Origin of the sequence: Corynebacterium sp. (assembly GCF_030532325.1) — a bacterium.
Taxonomy (GTDB): Bacteria; Actinomycetota; Actinomycetes; order Mycobacteriales; family Mycobacteriaceae; genus Corynebacterium.
In genome coordinates this window covers 22,823-39,870 of record NZ_JAUNLS010000009.1, presented here as the reverse complement: position 1 = coordinate 39,870, position 17,048 = coordinate 22,823, and the positions used below count along the sequence as shown (strand labels likewise).

The window sequence follows — 17,048 nt, the reverse complement described above, 5'->3', positions numbered from 1 at the left end:
CGCTGGCTTACTTGAAGCGAGCCTTGGCTTCCTCCAAGATCTTCTCGGCCTCGGCCTTGTCGCCCCAGCCGGAGCCGGTGACTTCCTTGTTCGGCTCCAGGTCCTTGTAGTGGACAAAGAAGTGCTCGATCTCGTCCTTGATGTGCTGCTCCACATCGTCGATGTCCTGGTAGCGCTCCCAGCGCGGGTCGTCGATGACGGCGAGCAGCTTGTCGTCGCCACCGGCCTCGTCGGTCATCTTGAACACGCCGAGGATGCGAGCCTCAACCACCACGCCCGGGAAGACCGGCTCCGGGAGAATGACGAGGGCGTCGAGCGGATCGCCGTCCTCACCCAGGGTGTGGTCGATGAAGCCGTAATCAGCCGGATAGGCCATCGGGGTGAACAGGTAGCGGTCCAGGTAGACCTTGCCGGTCTCGTGGTCCACCTCGTACTTGTTGCGGGAGCCCTTCGGGATCTCGATGGTTACTTCAACGCTCACAGCGATGTCCTCCAATGGGAAGTAAATGATCAATTGCCGCCCATAGTCTACAGCGCTTGCCGGCCGCGCTAGGGTGATAGGCGATGAAAGCAAAGCACGTGTGGTGGACCTCCGCAGCCGTGGTCACCGCCGCCGCGGTGGCGGCGGCCGCAGGCCTGGGCATTTCCGTTCAACGCGCCTACGAGGGCCTGGACCACGGCCAGCCTTATGCTGCGGCCCAGCCCGCCACCCCGGTGGTGCCGGTAACGGAGGAAGGCGAGCTGAACAAGCAGGCGCTGAAAGCACGCCTCGACGCAGTGGCCAAGGAGAAGTCCAAGGACTTGGCCACCCTCGGCGCGCAAGTGGCAGACACTAGCACCGGGGAGAGCCTGTGGGAGCGCCAGCCCACTAAGCCGCTGACCCCGGCATCCTCCACTAAGGTGCTTACCCTGGCCGCGGCCACCTACGCCCTGGACGAGGGCGAGCGCCTGCGCACCGAGGCCATGCGCGCCAGCGAGGACACCGTGGCCATCAAAGCCAGCGGGGACGTGTGGATGGATGAGAAGCGCCTCGACGCCTTCGCCGCGGACATCAAGCAGGCCATGCCCGGGGTGAAGAAGGTTCTGCTGGACACCAGCGCGTGGGCCGGGCCCGCCCAGGCCACGGGCTGGGAGCCGGATAACGTCGACGGCGGCTACGTGGCTCCCATGGAGCCGCTCATGCTCTACGGCGGGCGCATCGGGCAGACCACTGGTGACGTCCCTCGTTCCCACACCCCGGCCGTGGACGCGGCACAGTCCCTGGCCGCGCGCCTTGGTGCCCGGGCCGAGGCCGGCGCCGCGCCCAAGGGCGGGGAGGTCATCGCCAGCACGGAGTCCGAGCCGCTGGCCCTGCGCGCCCAGGAGGCGGCGAAGGATTCCGATAACGTCATGGCTGAGGCCATCGGCCGCGAGCTGGCCATCGCCCGCGGCAAGGAGGCCAGCTTCACCGGCGCCGCCCAGGCCACCCTGGAGGTTCTCACCGAGCACGGTCTCGACGTCAGTGGGGTAACCCTGCACGATAACTCCGGGCTCTCCGTGGACAACCGCATTCCCCCGGCGCTGCTGACCCAGATCATGGTCCAGGCCGCCGAGCAGGATGCGCTGCGCCCGCTGCTGGGCTACCTGCCGCTGGCCGGAGGCGAGGGCACCCTCTACACGCGCTACACCGGCTCGCCCGCCCGCGGCTTTGTCAAGGCCAAGACGGGCACGCTCACGGGGGTCTCGGCGCTGACCGGCACCGCGCAGGGCACCTCCGGGCGGGTCTACGCCTTTACCTTCCTGGTCAACGGCGGCGAGATCAACTCCGCGCGCGCGGCGCAGGACGCCCTGGCCGCCGCCCTCCACGAGTTCTAGGCAGGCGCAATGATGGTGAGACCCTTCTGGCCGCGGGTATCCCCCAACTTTCTGGCCTGCCGGGTGGCGGTGCGCGAGTTCTGTTCTGCCCGCGATCTCGGCTGTGTGGCCGTGGGGTTGTCCGGCGGGGCGGACTCCCTGGCGCTGACCGCGGCCCTGGTGGCAGAGGGCATCGAGGTGACCGCGCTGTGCGTGGATCACGGCCTGCAGGAGGGGTCCGCCGCCCAGGCGGAGCGCGCCGCCGAGCAGGCCCGCAGCCTGGGTGCTGGCGCGCGAGTGCTGAGAGTCGAGGTGGACGCCCGGGCGGGCGAGTCCCTGGAGGCCGCCGCCCGGCGGGCGCGCTACCGGGCCTTCGCGTGCTTTCTCAGTGGTGCTGATAGCGGCCCTGATAACGGCGTACTGAGGGAGGTTGCCGTGGCGCACACCGCCGAGGACCAGGCCGAGACCCTGCTGCTCTCCGCCCTGCGCGGGCAGGTGACCGGCATGCTGCCCGTCACCGAGGTGGAGGGCACGCGGGTGCTGCGGCCGCTGCTGGAGGTGCGCCGCGCCCAGACCCTCGGCGCCTGCGCTGAGCTTGGCCTTAAGCCCTGGCAGGATCCCCACAACGCCGATCCCGGCTTCCGGCGGGTGGCGCTGCGCCAGGAGATCCTGCCCCGGCTGGGGGAGATCCTCGGCGGCGATGCCGTCCCGGCGCTGGCGCAGGCGGCTGCCGATGCCGCCCAGGACAACGCCTTCCTCACCACCGCGGCCTGCGATGACTGCGCCGAGCTGGCGGCCATGCCGGAGCCGCGGCGTCGGCGAGCGCTGGCGGCCTGGCTGCGCGAGCACGGCGTGGAGGTCAGCCGGGAGAGCATCCGCGGGGTGGAAAAACTCTGCGTCGACTGGCACGGCCAGGGCCCAGTGGCGGTGGCGGGGCCGCGTGGCCTAGGTCAAAGGTTGGAAGTATGCAGGGTTGGTGGCAAACTGGCACTATTGCCCGGCCACTAAAGGAGCGCACTCGTGCACGATAAGAAAGATTTCACCGTCCCAACTAACCCCTACGGCGACGACCTCGAAGCCGTCCTTATCACTGAGGAGGAGCTGCAGGCCCGCATCCAGGAGATGGCGGACCGCGTCTCCGAGAAGTACAAGGACGCCGAGGACGAGCTGATCCTGGTCTGCGTCCTCAAGGGCGCCGTGTTCTTCCTGACGGACTTCGCCCGCAAGCTGTCCATCCCCTCCCAGCTGGAGTTCATGGCGGTCTCCTCCTACGGCAACGCCACCTCGTCTTCCGGCGTGGTGCGCATCCTGAAGGACTTGGACCGCGACATTGAGGGCCGCGACGTCCTCATCGTCGAGGACATCATTGACTCCGGCCTGACCCTGTCCTGGCTCATCCGCAACCTGCACGGCCGCCGCCCCCGCTCCCTGGAGGTGGTCACCCTTCTGCGCAAGCCGGAGGTCATCAAGGCTGAGATCGATCTCTTTGACGTCGGCTTTGACATCCCCAACGAGTTCGTCGTGGGCTACGGCCTGGATTACGCGGAGCACTACCGCGCCCTTCCGTACGTGGGAACGCTGCGCCCGGCTGTCTACAGCACCGATTAAGGTGTAATTGGCTTTCAAGGTGTTCCCACCTTCACGCACGTCCAGGTACAGGAATTCAGCCACCGGACTACAGCCATAGGACTACATAGGAATACCAACAGGGATCCCAACTAGGTAATTGATGAAAAACAAAAACCTCCTTCGTTACGGCTCGCTTGCAGCCCTGGTGCTCATCGGGCTTTATGCCTTCACGTTTTTTAGCAACGACGCCCGCAGCTTCAAGAACGTGGACACCTCCGTGGCGCTCGAGCAGCTGGCGGATAAGAACGTCGCCGAGGCGCAGATCGACGACCGCGAGCAGCAGCTGCGCCTGACTCTGAAGAAGCCCGTGACGGTGGAAAAGCAGGAGGGCGTTGAGGAAATCATCGCCAAGTATCCGGGGCGTGCCTCCGAGCAGATCTTCAACTCCGTCAAGGACTCCGGGGCGGAGAAGTTCCAGACTAAGGTCACCCAGGAATCCTTCCTGGGCTCCTTGATCAGCTTCCTGCTGCCGATGATCCTGCTCTTCGGCTTCCTCTTCTGGCTCATGACACGCATGCAGACCGGCGGCGGCATGTTCGGCATCGGCGGCTCCAAGGCCAAGGAGCTGACCAAGGATATGCCCACCAACACCTTTGCTGACGTCGCCGGCGCGGACGAGGCCGTGGACGAGCTGCAGGAGATCAAGGACTTCCTCGATGATCCGGAGCGCTACCACGCCCTCGGCGCGAAGATCCCGCGCGGCGTGCTGCTCTACGGCCCGCCTGGCACCGGTAAGACCCTGCTGGCGCGCGCCGTGGCCGGCGAGGCCGGCGTGCCCTTCTACTCCATCTCCGGCTCGGACTTCGTGGAGATGTTCGTCGGCGTGGGTGCCTCCCGCGTGCGTGATCTCTTCAAGCAGGCCAAAGAGAACAGCCCCTGCATCATCTTCATCGATGAGATCGATGCCGTCGGCCGCCAGCGCGGCTCCGGCACCGGCGGCGGGCACGACGAGCGCGAGCAAACGCTCAACCAGCTGCTCGTGGAGATGGATGGCTTTGGCGACCGCGAGGGCGTCATCCTCATCGCGGCGACCAACCGCCCCGACATCCTCGACCCGGCCCTGCTGCGCCCGGGCCGCTTCGACCGCCAGATCCCAGTGACCAACCCGGACCTGGCCGGCCGCGAGCAGATCCTGCGCGTGCACGCCAAGGACAAGCCGCTGGCCAAGGAAGTGGACGTGGCGCAACTGGCCAAGCGCACCGCCGGCATGTCCGGCGCGGACCTGGCCAACGTGCTCAACGAGGCCGCCCTGCTCACCGCCCGCATCGGCGGCAACGTCATTACCTACGACGCCCTCGAGGAGGCCACCGACCGCGTCGTGGGCGGCCCGCGCCGCCAGGGCAAGATCATCTCCGAGCACGAGAAGAAGGTCACCGCCTACCACGAGGGCGGCCACACCCTGGCCGCGTGGGCGCTCAAGGACATCGAGCGCGTGTACAAGGTCACCATCCTGGCTCGCGGGCGCACCGGCGGCCACGCCATGACCGCGCAGGAAGATGACAAGGGCATGTACACCCGCGACGAGCTCTTCTCCCGCCTCGTCTTTGCCATGGGCGGGCGTGCGGCGGAGGAGCTGGTCTTTGGCGCCCCCACTACCGGCGCATCCTCCGATATCGAAAACGCCACCAAGATCGCGCGCTCCATGCTCACCGAGTACGGCTTCAGCCCGCAGCTGGGCACCATCAAGTACGGCAAGGAGCAGGGCGATCCCTTCGGCTACGGCATGGGCGGCGGCAGCATCGAGTACTCCGACGCGGTGGCCGCGCGCATCGACGAGCAGATGCACTACCTGCTCGACCGCGCCCACCAGCAGGCCTACGACATCCTGGCGGATCACCGCGATTACCTGGACAAGCTGGCGGAGGCCCTGTTGGAGAAGGAGACCCTGCGCCGCCCGGACCTGGAGGCCATCTTCGACGGCATCACTCCGCGCGAGGCCTTTGAGGTCTTCCCGGGCGAGGATGATCGCTTCCCGCGCCAGGCCGGCCGCGAGCCGGTGAAGACCCCGGTGGAGCTGGCCAAGGAGCGCGGCGAGGAGCTACCGAAGCGCATGACGCTTCTCGACGCCTCCCGTGCCGCCCGCGAGCGCCGCCTGGCCGGCGAGGATAACAACGGCCGCGAGATTGGCTTCAACTTTGGCCAGCACGCCGGTGACATCGTGGACTCCGGCAAGGGCAACACCTTCTTCGGCGAGGGCTCGCAGGAGCAGCGCGCGCAGGATAAGGGCGCACAAGATAAGGGCTCCCAGGATAAAAACAACAGCCCGAGCACCGAGTCCACTCAGGAGATTCCCGTGGCCCGTGGCACTTCAGCACAGGATGCCGAGGCTGAGTCGGAGTCCACCTCCGCGCACCCGGGCGAGGCCGCCTACCCGGCCGATCCCACTCCGCAGGAGCGGCGTGGGCGCCACTCCAAGCCGGATGACTACCAGTGGGGAGCACCCGGCTGGGGCGAGCACGAGCACCAGAACAATCCGTACTCCGGAAGGGGCACCAATGAGCGATAAATTCCCTCTCAACCACGTCCCCGCCCAGCGCGAGTTCGACCAAGATCGCGCCGAGGCCGCCGTGCGTGAGCTGCTCATCGCGGTGGGGGAGGACCCTGACCGCGAAGGCCTGCGCGAAACACCTGCCCGCGTGGCGCGCGCCTACAAGGAGGTCTTCGCCGGCCTGCACTCCGATCCCACGGAGGTGCTGCACAAGACCTTCGCCGAGGAGCACCAGGAGCTGGTCTTGGTGCGTGATATTCCGATTTACTCCACCTGCGAGCACCACCTGGTGCCCTTCTACGGCGTCGCGCACATCGGCTACATTCCGGGCGCCGACGGGCACGTCACCGGGCTGTCCAAGCTGGCCCGCCTCGCGGACATGTACGCCAAGCGCCCGCAGGTGCAGGAGCGCCTGACCTCCCAGATCGCCGACGCCCTCGTGGAGGTGCTCCACGCGCAGTCGGTGATCGTGGTCATCGAGTGCGAGCACCTGTGCATGGCCATGCGCGGCATCCGCAAGCCGGGCGCAACCACCACCACCTCAGCCGTGCGCGGCGGCTTCAAGAAGAACGCCGCCTCCCGCGCCGAGGTCATGAGTCTGATTAGGAGCTAGTGATGCAAGCACGCACGCTCAGTGAACTGACCGTGCCGGGGCGCACGCTGGTGATGGGAATCGTCAACGTCACCGAGGATTCCTTCTCCGACGGCGGGCGCTGGATCAACGTCGACGATGCCCTCGCCCACGCCCGCGAGCTGGTGGCCGCCGGCGCGGACATGATCGACGTCGGCGGCGAGTCCACCCGCCCGGGTGCGGTGCGCGTCGCAGCCGAGCTCGAGGCCCAGCGCGTGGTGCCGGTGATCAAGGCGCTGAAAGAGGAAGGCATCCGCACCTCCGTGGACACCATGCGCGCCTCCGTGGCCGCCGCCGCGGCCGAGGCCGGCGTGGACATGATCAACGACGTCTCCGGCGGCCTGGCGGATCCCCAGATGTATTCCACGATGGCCCAAGCAGGCGTACCCGTGTGCCTCATGCACTGGCGCACCGTGCAGTTTGGCAGTGCGGCCGGCGCCGCCGACCACGGCGGCGACGTGGTGCGCGACGTCCACGAGGCCCTGGCTCGCCTGGCCGATTCCGCCCTGCAGGCGGGCGTGCGCCACGAGAACATCGTGGTGGACCCGGGCCTGGGCTTTGCCAAGACCCCGCAGGATAACTGGGCGCTGCTCAAGGCGCTGCCGGAGTTCCTGGCAGGCGAATTCCCGCTGCTGGTAGGTGCCTCCCGCAAACGCTTCTTGGCCGCCATCCGCTCCGACCGCGGGGCGGAGTCCAGCCCGTTGCTGGCGGATCCCGCCACCGCGGCCGTGACCGCCATTTCCGCCCAGATGGGCGCGTGGGGCGTGCGCGTGCACGAGGTGGGGGTCTCCCGCGACGCCGTCGACGTGGCCGCGGCCTGGAACGCCGGGGCTAACTACCGCGGCGGGGAGAAGGCCTCCGGCAGCTACGCCAACGGCGCCGACGGCGGCACGGTGGCCTCCACGGCGCTGGGCCGCGCACACGCAGCAGCCCCTCACGCAACGCCCTCCCACGCAACACCCGCTCAGGCAACACCCGCTGCAGAAGGAGAAGACCATGGCTGATCGCATCGAACTGACCGGGCTGGAGTGCTTTGGCTACCACGGCGTCTTTGCCGAGGAAAAGCGCGAGGGCCAGCCTTTCATCGTCGACGTGACCTGCTGGCTGGACTTTCAGGACTCCGGCGATGACCTGAACAAGACGGTCAACTACGCCGAGCTGGCGGAGCTGGCCGCGGGCATCGTCGAGGGCCCCGGCCGCGACCTCATCGAGACGGTGGCCAACGAGGTGGCGGAGGCCGCCATGCAGCGCTTTGACCTCCTACATGCCGTCGAGGTGCGCATCCACAAACCGCAGGCGCCCATCCCGCGCACCTTCCACGACGTGGCCGTTGTGGCCCGCCGCTCCCGAAAGCGCATGGGCTAGGCATGCGCGCGGTACTTTCCATCGGATCCAACATGGAGGATCGCCGAGCGCTGCTGCAGACCGTCTTTGACGAGTTCGCCGCCGAGACCGTCGCGGCCTCGCCCATCTACGCCACCGAGCCCTGGGGTGTGGAGGACCAAGAGGAGTTCCTCAACGCCGTGCTCATCGTGGACGTGGAGTGCACCCCGCTGGAGCTGCTCAAGCGGGGCCAGGCCCTGGAGAACGCCGCGGAGCGCGTGCGCGCCCGGCACTGGGGTCCGCGCACTCTGGACGTCGACATCGTGGACATCGAGGGCTACACCTCCGCCGACCCGCAGCTGACCGTGCCGCACCCCTACGCCGCCGAACGCGCCTTTGTGCTGGTGCCCTGGCTGGCCGCGGATCCGCAGGCGGAGCTGGCTGGAACCCCGGTTGCCACGCTGGTGGCCGCCCTTGCTCCGGAGGACGTCGAAGGGGTGCGGCAGCTATGACTCGGACCTCGATTGGCTGGCTGGTGTCCACCGGGCTCTTCGTGGCGGCGGCCGCGGCCATCCTCACCACGCGCTTTTATGGCTCCATGATCGCCATCCCGGCCACCGTGTCGGTCTCCCTGTGGGCGGTGACCGTGGTGTGCGTCTTCCTCACCATCAAGGTGCGCTCCGCCAAGGAGGACGGGCACGGCATCGGCCTGGATTCCTCGCAGCTGAACCCCATGACCATTGCGCAGTTCATGCTGGTGGGCAAGGCCTCGGCGTGGACGGGCACCATCGTGGGCGGCGCCTACGCGGGCATGGCCGTCTACGTGGTGCCCAAGGCCAGCGAGCTGGTGGCCGCGGCCAGTGACCTCACCGGCGTGGTGACCTCCGCGCTGGGCGGGCTGGCCATGGCCATTGCGGGCGTGGTGCTCGAGCGACACTGCGAGGTCCCACCTCCATCTGACGGCTCCCAGGCGGTAAGTTAGGGAACATGACCAGCTCCGAGAACAAGACCGACGCCGGATCCATTGGGCTTATCGTCCTTGTCATCCTGGCGGTGATCGCCAGCATCGTGATGCTTATTTCGGGCTCCGCCAGCGCGCTGAAGCTGGCGCTTATCGCTGCGCTGTGGGCGGCGGTGCTCGGTTTCTTCCTCGTGGTGCGCTACCGCCGTCAGGCGCAGTCGGCGCAGGAGATGCTCGAGGTGGAGCGCGCGCACTGGGAGGAAACGGCTTCCGCCAACGCCAGCGCTGCTGCCGCCACCGCCGCGGCCTCCGGTTCTGTGGCTGACGCCGAAGTGCTGGCGCAGATCCGCACCGAGCTGGCCTCCATTCGCTCCCAGCTGGAGGAGCTCTCCGGGCGCGAGTGGGTGTACGAGCCCGCCGCCCTGCGCGCTGAGGCCCGCCGCATCCAGGAACTGGAGCGCGCCACCCACGCCACCGCCGCCGAGGAGCCGGATGTCAACTTCACCCAGCAGTCCAGCGGCGCGCCGAGCGCGGACGCGATTGCCGGGCGCCTGGGCAGCCAGCCCACCAACCAGCACAACCCGCTGGATAGCATCATCAGTGAGAAGATGCGCCAGCAGGAGCAGCAACAGCAACAGAAGCAGCAGTACAAGCAGCGGCCGCCACAACCGCAGCAATCTCAGCAGCCGCGGCCGCCGCAACAACAGAGCCCTGCCTCCCCGTTCGGCCGGCCCGAGCCCACACCGCAGCCCACACCGCAGCCTGCGCCACAGCCCGCCCAGTCTGCCCAACCTGCAGCGCAACCGACACCGCGTCAGGAGCCAGCACCCCAGCCGGCAGCTAAGCCAGCGCCCCAGCCGGCACCGCAACCGGCAGAGGCCCCGAGCTTCAGCACCGATTCCTTCCAGACGGTCAAGTGGGACCAGGGCGGCATCGATACCCCCATCAAGCACCACCGCCACCGCGCGCCGGAGGAGGAGCCCCGCCAGCCGCAGGCCCGGGGACGCCGCCGCAGCGACGAGAAGCGCGAGGGCGCTGTTTCCGTCGCGGAGCTTCTGGCGCAGGCGAAGAAGCGGAAGGACAACAAGTAAGTGCCAGCGCCTCGCATGCGCGTTGCCCTGCTGGGCCTTACCCCGGGAGGCATGGGGCTCGCCCAGCTCATGGAGTGTGCTGGCCACACCGTGGAGGAGCTGGAGGATCCGCAGCAGCTTGACGGATACCAGGCCCTGATTTTGGGCGTCGGCGAGCAGCAGCTCGAGCGCAGCATCTCCGCGGTGGAGCCACACGTTCACGACAGGCTCATCGTTATTCACACCTGCCTTTCCCGCGGGGTGCAGGTACTCGACCCGCTGGAGACCCGCGGCTGCGTGGTCATTGCCGCCGCCCCGACGGGCTTTGCTCCCAATGGGGCGGAGACCTGGCTGGTGAGCACGCTCGACGAGCTGGGGGAGACCATCGCCGAGCTTATCCTGGGGGAGAACCAGGCCACCGCCGTCATGCTTGCCGACGCCGCCCGTCCCGCCCACGCCGCGCGCATCTACTACGCAGCGATGCTGCTGCGGCTTAGCGTCATCGCGGTGCGCGAAACCGGTCTCGATGAGGATCCGGCGGTGCCCTTCCCGCATCTGTGGGGAGACAGCGCCGATATCATCGCCGCCTTCCGCGGCATCGAGGAGCCAGGCTTGCGGCGCGCCTACCGCGACGTGGCACGCCGGGTGGGCGAAGTTTTTCAGATGCACGATCTTGAGCTGTGGGCACTGCAGGAGGAGAACCGATGAATGTAGTTGATGACCTCGAGCGCATCCGCATGGTGGGCAGCGCCTACCGCAAGACAGGCAGGCGCGTGGTCCTGGTGCCGCTCGGCCGCGCCATCCACGCAGGGCACCTGGCCCTGCTGCAGGCAGCGCGCCGCATCCGCGGGGCGGTCGTGGTGGCCGCCGTGCCCACGGAAAAGACCCCAGAGAAACTCGCTGAAACCGCAGCAGCGAACATGGCAGAAGAGGACACCGCCGCACTGGAGAAGGCCGGGGTGGACGTTGTCTGGCGCTATACGCCCGCTGCTGCGCGCACGAAGGTTGTGGCTCCCGATCACGGCATGGAGGACGTCACCGAGGACCTCACCCGGATCATTTCCCTAGTCTGCGCGCTGGGGCCTAGTGATCTCATCATGGGGGAGAAGGACTACGAACTGCTTGTTGCCGTGCAGCAGGCCTGCACCGATTTGCACATTGGAACCCGCGTGCAGGGGGTTCCGCCTGTGCGCATGCCCGATGGGTTGGTGATGAGCCTGCGCAACGCTGAAGTTGCCCCGGAGGCTCGCGAGCAGGCCAGCGCTTTGTCCGCCGCGCTGACCGCGGGCGCCTACGCTGCTGAGGCCGGCGCGGAGCAGGTCATCAGCGTTGCCACCGAGGTGCTTCGCGCCGCCGGCGTGGAAGCAGAGTACGTGGAGCTGCGCGGGCGCGACTTGGGCGAACCTCCGGCCGAGGGAGAGGCGCGCCTTTTCGTGGCCGCCACCCTGGGCGGCGTGCGCCTGACCGATAACGTGGGCGTGCCGCTGGGGATTGGCTTCCGCAACTTGGAGGGCTACGGAGAAGAGCACGGCGAGCAGGAGTAGTACCTGCGGAGTATCAGCGAGGATCGCGTGGGTAGATAGCTAGCGGGATTACATAGGGATGGGCAGAGGAGGCTGAATTCCCCAGCAAGGAGCTCATCGAGCCAAGCCTCTCTCCCTTTTCTTTCAAGGTTGGAGATTCGAGCGAATAGGCGCGCACCTCGAGTTCAGGTCCTCCGTCCTGCGATTGAGACACAACATAAAATTCATCGTTATCAAAAGTCAGGTTGACTGTCCGCTGGTGGGGAGGGAGCAGTGCGTCGCTGTACGTCACCGAGGAATTCTTGAAATCGATTGTCGCAAGCTGTGCTTTGTCAGTGAACTGAAAAAGTTCTTCATCGCGTACGAAGCTGCTACGGGCAAGCCAGTTGAGGGGAACCGAGTCAAGGATTCTCCTATCTCCTGAGAGCAGTGCGCTTTCTTTGTCTAATGTGGCTACGGTAGTCTCATCGGAGGTGTCTTGCAGGACAAGGAAGGAATCCTCTTGTTCGCAACCGAGATAGCTCGACACAGTCACCACATCGTGATGCGGCGGAATGCGGAATTCTTTTTCCACCACGTCACCATGGGGCGACATCGTTACCAGGGTATATGACGAAGAGTCGCGAGCAGATTCCTCGATCCACTGAGACGTACCGTCATTGCACATGCAGCCTAGAATCAATAGGCCGCTTTCTTACTAGCGGACTGCTTAGCTCAACCCGCGAAGCGTGGCTCCCTTGACTAAGCTTCACCACCGGGCTGCACGGCTTCCGGTCCGTTACTGCGGCCGTGACATAAACGACGAAAATTCAACAGAGCTGATAAAAGACCGAGGCCACTCCTCGTCGTCGGTCAAAAGCATGTCCTCCCATAAACGAGACACAGCCGCCCCAGGTTCAATAGGCTCATCGATCGTCCCTAACGCGGTGGAATAGCTATACATATTCCATTCATCCTCGTTAACCGGTTCATCACTCTGAGCCTGGAGATCATGGAGCAAGTTCTCTTTTACAACGGAATTCGACTCATCAATCTCCACATCAGCAACCAGGTAGACGGTCGTGAACTGTTTCACGCGCTCCACTCGTTCAAGATAGCGCTGATAACACCGAGGCAAATCCTCTTCTCTCGCAAGGAAATAGGTCTTGGTCAGGGTGACTTCTCCGGACATCACTTAGGGTTCCAACTCGTGTCATAGGCGCCCGACGGGCGGTACTTCTGCTGAGGATAACAATGCCTCTTATGGGCATTGTTAAACTTGCTTTCGTACAAATTTGCATCGGATTTGGCAGCATGAGGGTCTGTTGGATGGTTACCTATGCCAAAGCCCACAATAGGATTGCCGGGGACATTCTCCACTACCTGGCATTTCATAGTGACCATGCCTAGTTCATTTTTAACAACACCCGCTGCCTGCGCGACTTGCGTCTGGGCCAACACTACAGAAGGAAAAGCGAGTGTAAGCGCCAAAGCACGTAATTTCTTCATTAGCAATTCTCCAGCCGATCGATGCGAGTAATGCCTGGAACCTTCAGCTGGGAAACGGTTACTTCAGCACCCGGGGCAATCCCTGTGGTTTCTTAGCGGTGACAATGGCTTGAGTGAGCGCTGGCTTGAGTGAGCGCTTGGACCCCCTCATTCCTGTTAGGTTGGCTGTATGAAGATTGGCATTTTGGGTGCCGGCGCAATCGGTGCTTCTTTTGGCGGAAGGCTTCAGGCAGCGGGCCACGAGGTGGCCTTCTTAGCGCGCGGGGCAACGCTTGAGGCGTTGAATAGTACTGGAGTGACCATCATAGATGCCACGGGTGAGGCGGAGAAGACCGAGACCGTCGCGGTCCCCGGGGTGCAGGGATTCGCGGAGGCCGCGGAGCTTCTCGGTGGGCTGGACGTGGCCATTATTGCCTCCAAGGCCTTGCCCGGTAACGAGACCTTCGGCAGTGCCGCAGACCGTGCGGCGCTGGCGGGAATCCCCGTGGTCACCACGCACAACTCGGTGGAGATCCCCTACCTGGCCGCCGAGGAGTTTGGGGAGGATCACGTGCTGGCCGGCGTGGCCAGGGTCTACGCCACCCGCGAGGCCCCGGCCACGGTGCGGCTTAACCCCGGGCCCTTCTCCCTGAGCTTTGGCCCTCTTTCTGAAAACGCCCCGCAGTCCCTGCATAAGGTGGGCGAGGAACTCGCCGCGTCGCTCACGCAGGCAGGGGCCACGAGCACATGCCACGATGCCGCACTCGCCGATGTGTGGGCTAAAGCCATGTTCGTCACCACCACGGGTGCCCTGGGCGCGGTGGTGGATAAGCCCTTGGGCTACCTGCTGGAGGAAGTCCCCGCCCAGCTGGAGGCCTTCATGCGCGAGGTTGACGTCGCCGCGCGCAGCCTGGGCGTGGGCCTGCGCGAGGATGAAGTCGAGCGCACGCTGGGCTTTGCCCGCAAGCAGTACCCGGGCGCGACGACCTCCATGCAGCGCGACATCAAGGCCGGACTGCCCAACGAGCTGGACGCGCAGGTCGGTGCGATCCGCCGCATGGGTGCGCGTGGTGGGGTGGACACGCCGCTCTTCAACTTCGCGCAGGATGTCCTCGAGGCCCAGCTGCGCACCCGCGGGGACTAGCCCGCGCAGACCCGTGCGCTGAGCTCTCGCAAGGCCTCGAGGCTGCTGGCCTCATAGGGCAGCCAGGGGATTTCCACCACGGAGGTGGGTGGCAGCTCTTCTAGGCGCGAGCGCAGCAGTTCTAGGGCGGAGTCCTCGGCGGCGCGGCGGGCGGCGAGGAACTCGCCGGCCTCGGCAGGAGTGCGCCTATTGATGAGCAGCGAGCCCACCCGGATGCCGTGGGAGGTGAGCTCCTGGTAGAACTCCGTGGACTCCAGCACCGGCAGGCGCTCGGCGGTGAGAACAATATGGAAGGTGGTCTGCGCGGAGGACAGAACAGCGCGCAGGCGCTCAAAACGGGTGCGCCGAGCGTAGAGGGTGGAGCGAATCTCCTGGTTGCGTCGCTCCACCGGGCCGGCGGCTGTGGCCGCACCGGAGGAACGCCCGGACGTGGACATGCCCTGGACAAGGTCGGCGAACTTATCGGCCTTATCGCGCCGGGCCAGCAGGCCGTCGGTGTAGGCGGCCATGATCTCCGGCAACGCCATGAGCCGGGCGGTGTGCCCCGAGGGAGCGGTGTCGAAGATGAGGTAGGAGCCGCCTGCTGCGGATTGGCCAGCGTCATGCTCACTGACCAAGGTGGCGATGCGCTCCACAAGCGCGGCCTCCGCGGTGCCGGGGGACTGGCGGGCCAGGTCCAGGTGCTTGCGGGCCTGGCCGTGCAGGCGCTCGGGAAGGAAGCGGCGCAGCGAGTCACCCACCTGCGCCAGGTGCGCCTCGGTGGCGGCCTGCGGATCGATCTCGATGGCGCGCAGGTGCGGGGTGAGGGGCGTGGGATCGTCGCCAAGCGTGGTGCCAAATAGGTGGCCCAGGTTGTGGGCCGGATCGGTGGAGACCAGCGTGACCTCGTGGCCTTGCTCGGCCAGCGCGAGGGCAGTGGCGGTGGCTAGGGTGGTCTTGCCCACCCCGCCCTTGCCGCCGAAGAACATTACGGGGCTGGGCGCTAGCAGCATGAGATTCCTTCCAAGGGGGATTTCTCCATGCCCATGCGGGTGTGCCAGGCGTGGAAATCCTCGTAGATGAAGGGCAGAAGCTCCATGGTGTAGAAGCTGGCCGGGTTGGGGATGCCGAGGGATTCGGAGAGGACCAGGAGGAAGAAGAGATCCTCCTCCTCGCGCTGGGCGCGGGCGAAGGTGGCGCGGTAGGGCGCCTTGTAGAACTCCTCCAGGCCGTTGCCGAGGGCGCGCAGCCTATCCCACATGGGCGGGCAGGGGAGCGTCGGTATCGCTATCGGACCACACCACCGGCTCCTCGCGGCGCGCACGGCTCATGGCGCCGATGGCTTCGACGATGACCCAGATGGCGGCGATGAGGATGATGATGTCCATGCCCAACAGCAGCCAGTTCTGGGAGGCGTAGAAGGTCTTGAGCTGGAGCACAGCGCCCCACAGGGACATGGCGGTGACAAAGACCAGCGGGATCACCACCGGCCAGGTGGGGCGGCGCAGGTGGGTGAGGATGATGGCGACGATGACCAGGCTCAGCCCAGCCATGAGCTGGTTGGTGGTGCCAAACAGCGGCCAGATGGTCATGCCGCCGGAGCCGTCGCTGCCCGCGGAGAAGGTAAGAGCGAAGGCCACGCCCACCGCGATGAAGGTGGCCAGCAGCGCGCCGATGCGCACGCCCATGATCTCGCCGATCTCCTGGACCACGAGGCGCTGCAGACGCACGCCGGAGTCCATGGTGGTGGCCGCAAAGAGCACCGCCATGGTGGCCAGGATGGTCGCGGACAGGGAGGTGGGGATGCCCAGGCCCTCGTTGATGAGGCGGCCGCCGCCCTCCACGAAGGCGTTGACGCCGCCAGCATTCCACTCGGAGTAGACCTGCTCCCACTCGGCGATGGTCTTGTAACCGGAGGTGGTGGCCACGATGGTGCCCAAGGCCAAAAGACCCTCACCCACGGCGCCGAAGTAGCCCACGAAGCGGGCGTCGCTTTCCATGTCCAGCTGCTTGGAGGAGGTACCGGAGGCCACCACACCGTGGAAACCGGAGATGGCGCCGCAGGCGATGGTGACAAAGAGCAGCGGGAAGATGGACGGGGTGCCGTCCGGGACGTCCTCGCGCAGCGCCGGGGCGGTGATCTCCGGGCGGGTGATGAGGAAGGAGCCATAAAGGATGGCCAGGCCGATGAAGAGCTGCAGGCCGTTGATGTAATCGCGCGGCTGCAGCAGCATCCACACCGGCAGCAGAGAGGCGGCGAAGGCGTAGATGAACAGCAGGATGATCCATACGCCGTTGTCCGGAATACCCAAGACGGTCTCCGGGAGGACCACCGGGAAGCGGTCACCGATGACGACGAGCGCGTAGAGCGCCACCACGCCCACCACGGATACCAGAGGCAGGTTCCAGTTGAAGCGATAGATGGCCTGGCCCACGCACAGCGCCACGGCGATGGCGCCCCAGGTGGGGATCACGGCCGAGGGTGTGGCGATGAGCAGGTTGGAAATCACCACGGCGAAGGCCGTGTTGACCATGAGCAGCAGCAGGAAGATGACCACCAGGAAGAGGTTGCGCCCGCGCTTGCCGATGTAGCGCCCGGACAGCGAGCCAATGGACTGGCCGCGGTGGCGCTGGGAGGCCCACAGCGCACCCAGGTCGTGCATGCCGGCCATGAAGACGGTGCCGAGGGTGACCCAGAGGAAGGCGGGCAGCCAGCCCCAGATCACCGCGACGGCCGGGCCGATGATGGGGGCCGCGCCCGCCACGGAGGTGAAGTGGTGCCCGCACAGCACGTACTTGTTGGTGGGGACGTAATCCACGCCGTCTTCCATGGTGTGCGCCGGGGTGGAGTAGCCCTCGGAGAGCTGGAAGACCTTGCTGGCAAGGAAGCGGGAATACAAGAGATAGCCGGCGGCCATCATGGCCACGCCGATGAAAACGAGGATAAGAGAGTTCATGGCACGCTCCGTGTGGTGGTTTAAATCACAATCACACAGAGCA

The 17,048-nt window shown here is 66.1% G+C and carries 20 protein-coding genes; 13 read left to right on the top strand and 7 right to left on the bottom strand.

Annotated features, from left to right (window positions below; all coding sequences use genetic code 11):
* Positions 1-7: 7 nt before the first annotated feature.
* Positions 8-481: an inorganic diphosphatase gene (locus Q4E25_RS06470; protein ID WP_303155336.1), complete on the bottom strand. Its 474-nt coding sequence runs from the start codon at positions 479-481 to the stop codon at positions 8-10.
* Between the two features lie 83 nt (positions 482-564).
* Between Q4E25_RS06470 and dacB the strand changes: the two genes are divergently transcribed.
* From dacB to Q4E25_RS06410, 12 genes are all read left to right on the top strand, one after another.
* Positions 565-1,854 carry a D-alanyl-D-alanine carboxypeptidase/D-alanyl-D-alanine-endopeptidase gene (dacB, locus tag Q4E25_RS06465; protein ID WP_303155333.1) on the top strand — a complete coding sequence of 430 codons (1,290 nt, stop codon included), beginning with the start codon at positions 565-567 and terminating at the stop codon, positions 1,852-1,854.
* Between the two features lie 9 nt (positions 1,855-1,863).
* Entirely contained in the window at positions 1,864-2,841 is a 978-nt protein-coding gene (tilS, locus tag Q4E25_RS06460; protein WP_303155331.1) for a tRNA lysidine(34) synthetase TilS, read from the top strand.
* Positions 2,842-2,853: 12 nt separating this feature from the next.
* Positions 2,854-3,441, top strand: coding sequence for a hypoxanthine phosphoribosyltransferase (gene hpt / locus Q4E25_RS06455; RefSeq protein ID WP_303155328.1), 588 nt, complete (start codon positions 2,854-2,856; stop codon positions 3,439-3,441).
* 121 nt (positions 3,442-3,562) lie between these two features.
* Positions 3,563-5,968, top strand: coding sequence for an ATP-dependent zinc metalloprotease FtsH (ftsH, locus tag Q4E25_RS06450; RefSeq protein WP_303155326.1), 2,406 nt, complete (start codon positions 3,563-3,565; stop codon positions 5,966-5,968).
* A complete protein-coding gene (folE, locus tag Q4E25_RS06445) occupies positions 5,958-6,563 on the top strand; it encodes a GTP cyclohydrolase I FolE (protein WP_303155325.1) in 606 nt (201 codons plus the stop codon). The genes ftsH and folE overlap by 11 nt, the downstream gene beginning before the upstream one ends.
* 2 nt (positions 6,564-6,565) lie before the next feature.
* The gene (gene folP / locus Q4E25_RS06440; protein ID WP_303155449.1) at positions 6,566-7,585 is read left to right on the top strand and encodes a dihydropteroate synthase; all 1,020 of its coding nucleotides are present in this window, start codon (positions 6,566-6,568) and stop codon (positions 7,583-7,585) included.
* Positions 7,578-7,946: a dihydroneopterin aldolase gene (gene folB / locus Q4E25_RS06435; protein WP_303155322.1), complete on the top strand. Its 369-nt coding sequence runs from the start codon at positions 7,578-7,580 to the stop codon at positions 7,944-7,946. Before folP ends, folB begins: the two co-directional genes overlap by 8 nt.
* Before the next feature lie 2 nt (positions 7,947-7,948).
* Positions 7,949-8,416, top strand: coding sequence for a 2-amino-4-hydroxy-6-hydroxymethyldihydropteridine diphosphokinase (folK, locus tag Q4E25_RS06430; protein WP_303155319.1), 468 nt, complete (start codon positions 7,949-7,951; stop codon positions 8,414-8,416).
* The gene (locus tag Q4E25_RS06425) at positions 8,413-8,886 is read left to right on the top strand and encodes a DUF3180 domain-containing protein (protein ID WP_303155317.1); all 474 of its coding nucleotides are present in this window, start codon (positions 8,413-8,415) and stop codon (positions 8,884-8,886) included. The genes folK and Q4E25_RS06425 overlap by 4 nt, the downstream gene beginning before the upstream one ends.
* A gap of 5 nt (positions 8,887-8,891) precedes the next feature.
* Positions 8,892-9,956 (top strand): DUF6779 domain-containing protein, encoded by a 1,065-nt coding sequence (locus Q4E25_RS06420; RefSeq protein ID WP_303155315.1) that lies wholly within the window; start codon positions 8,892-8,894, stop codon positions 9,954-9,956.
* A complete protein-coding gene (locus tag Q4E25_RS06415; protein WP_303155313.1) occupies positions 9,957-10,643 on the top strand; it encodes a hypothetical protein in 687 nt (228 codons plus the stop codon).
* Entirely contained in the window at positions 10,640-11,479 is an 840-nt protein-coding gene (locus Q4E25_RS06410; RefSeq protein ID WP_303155310.1) for a pantoate--beta-alanine ligase, read from the top strand. The genes Q4E25_RS06415 and Q4E25_RS06410 overlap by 4 nt, the downstream gene beginning before the upstream one ends.
* Before the next feature lie 13 nt (positions 11,480-11,492).
* Here the strand turns inward: Q4E25_RS06410 and Q4E25_RS06405 are convergent, their stop codons facing one another.
* From Q4E25_RS06405 to Q4E25_RS06395, 3 genes are all read right to left on the bottom strand, one after another.
* Positions 11,493-12,053 (bottom strand): hypothetical protein, encoded by a 561-nt coding sequence (locus Q4E25_RS06405; RefSeq protein WP_303155308.1) that lies wholly within the window; start codon positions 12,051-12,053, stop codon positions 11,493-11,495.
* A 183-nt stretch (positions 12,054-12,236) separates the two neighbouring features.
* Positions 12,237-12,632, bottom strand: a complete 396-nt coding sequence (locus tag Q4E25_RS06400; RefSeq protein ID WP_303155305.1) for a hypothetical protein — start codon at positions 12,630-12,632, stop codon at positions 12,237-12,239.
* Complete coding sequence (locus Q4E25_RS06395; RefSeq protein ID WP_303155302.1) at positions 12,629-12,946, bottom strand: hypothetical protein; 318 nt, start codon at positions 12,944-12,946, stop codon at positions 12,629-12,631. Before Q4E25_RS06395 ends, Q4E25_RS06400 begins: the two co-directional genes overlap by 4 nt.
* Positions 12,947-13,115: 169 nt before the next feature.
* On the opposite strand from Q4E25_RS06395, the gene Q4E25_RS06390 reads away from it, so the two are divergent.
* A complete protein-coding gene (locus tag Q4E25_RS06390) occupies positions 13,116-14,069 on the top strand; it encodes a 2-dehydropantoate 2-reductase (protein ID WP_303155299.1) in 954 nt (317 codons plus the stop codon).
* Here Q4E25_RS06390 and Q4E25_RS06385 read toward each other — a convergent pair.
* From Q4E25_RS06385 to Q4E25_RS06375, 3 genes are read right to left on the bottom strand one after another with little or no spacing between them, the layout of a single operon-like run.
* The gene (locus Q4E25_RS06385; RefSeq protein WP_303155296.1) at positions 14,066-15,061 is read right to left on the bottom strand and encodes an ArsA family ATPase; all 996 of its coding nucleotides are present in this window, start codon (positions 15,059-15,061) and stop codon (positions 14,066-14,068) included. The two genes, Q4E25_RS06390 and Q4E25_RS06385, sit on opposite strands and share 4 nt — an antisense overlap.
* Positions 15,052-15,309, bottom strand: coding sequence for a cory-CC-star protein (locus tag Q4E25_RS06380; protein ID WP_303155295.1), 258 nt, complete (start codon positions 15,307-15,309; stop codon positions 15,052-15,054). Before Q4E25_RS06380 ends, Q4E25_RS06385 begins: the two co-directional genes overlap by 10 nt.
* Complete coding sequence (locus tag Q4E25_RS06375; protein WP_303155294.1) at positions 15,299-17,005, bottom strand: carbon starvation protein A; 1,707 nt, start codon at positions 17,003-17,005, stop codon at positions 15,299-15,301. The genes Q4E25_RS06380 and Q4E25_RS06375 overlap by 11 nt, the downstream gene beginning before the upstream one ends.
* Between the last annotated feature and the right edge of the window lie 43 nt (positions 17,006-17,048).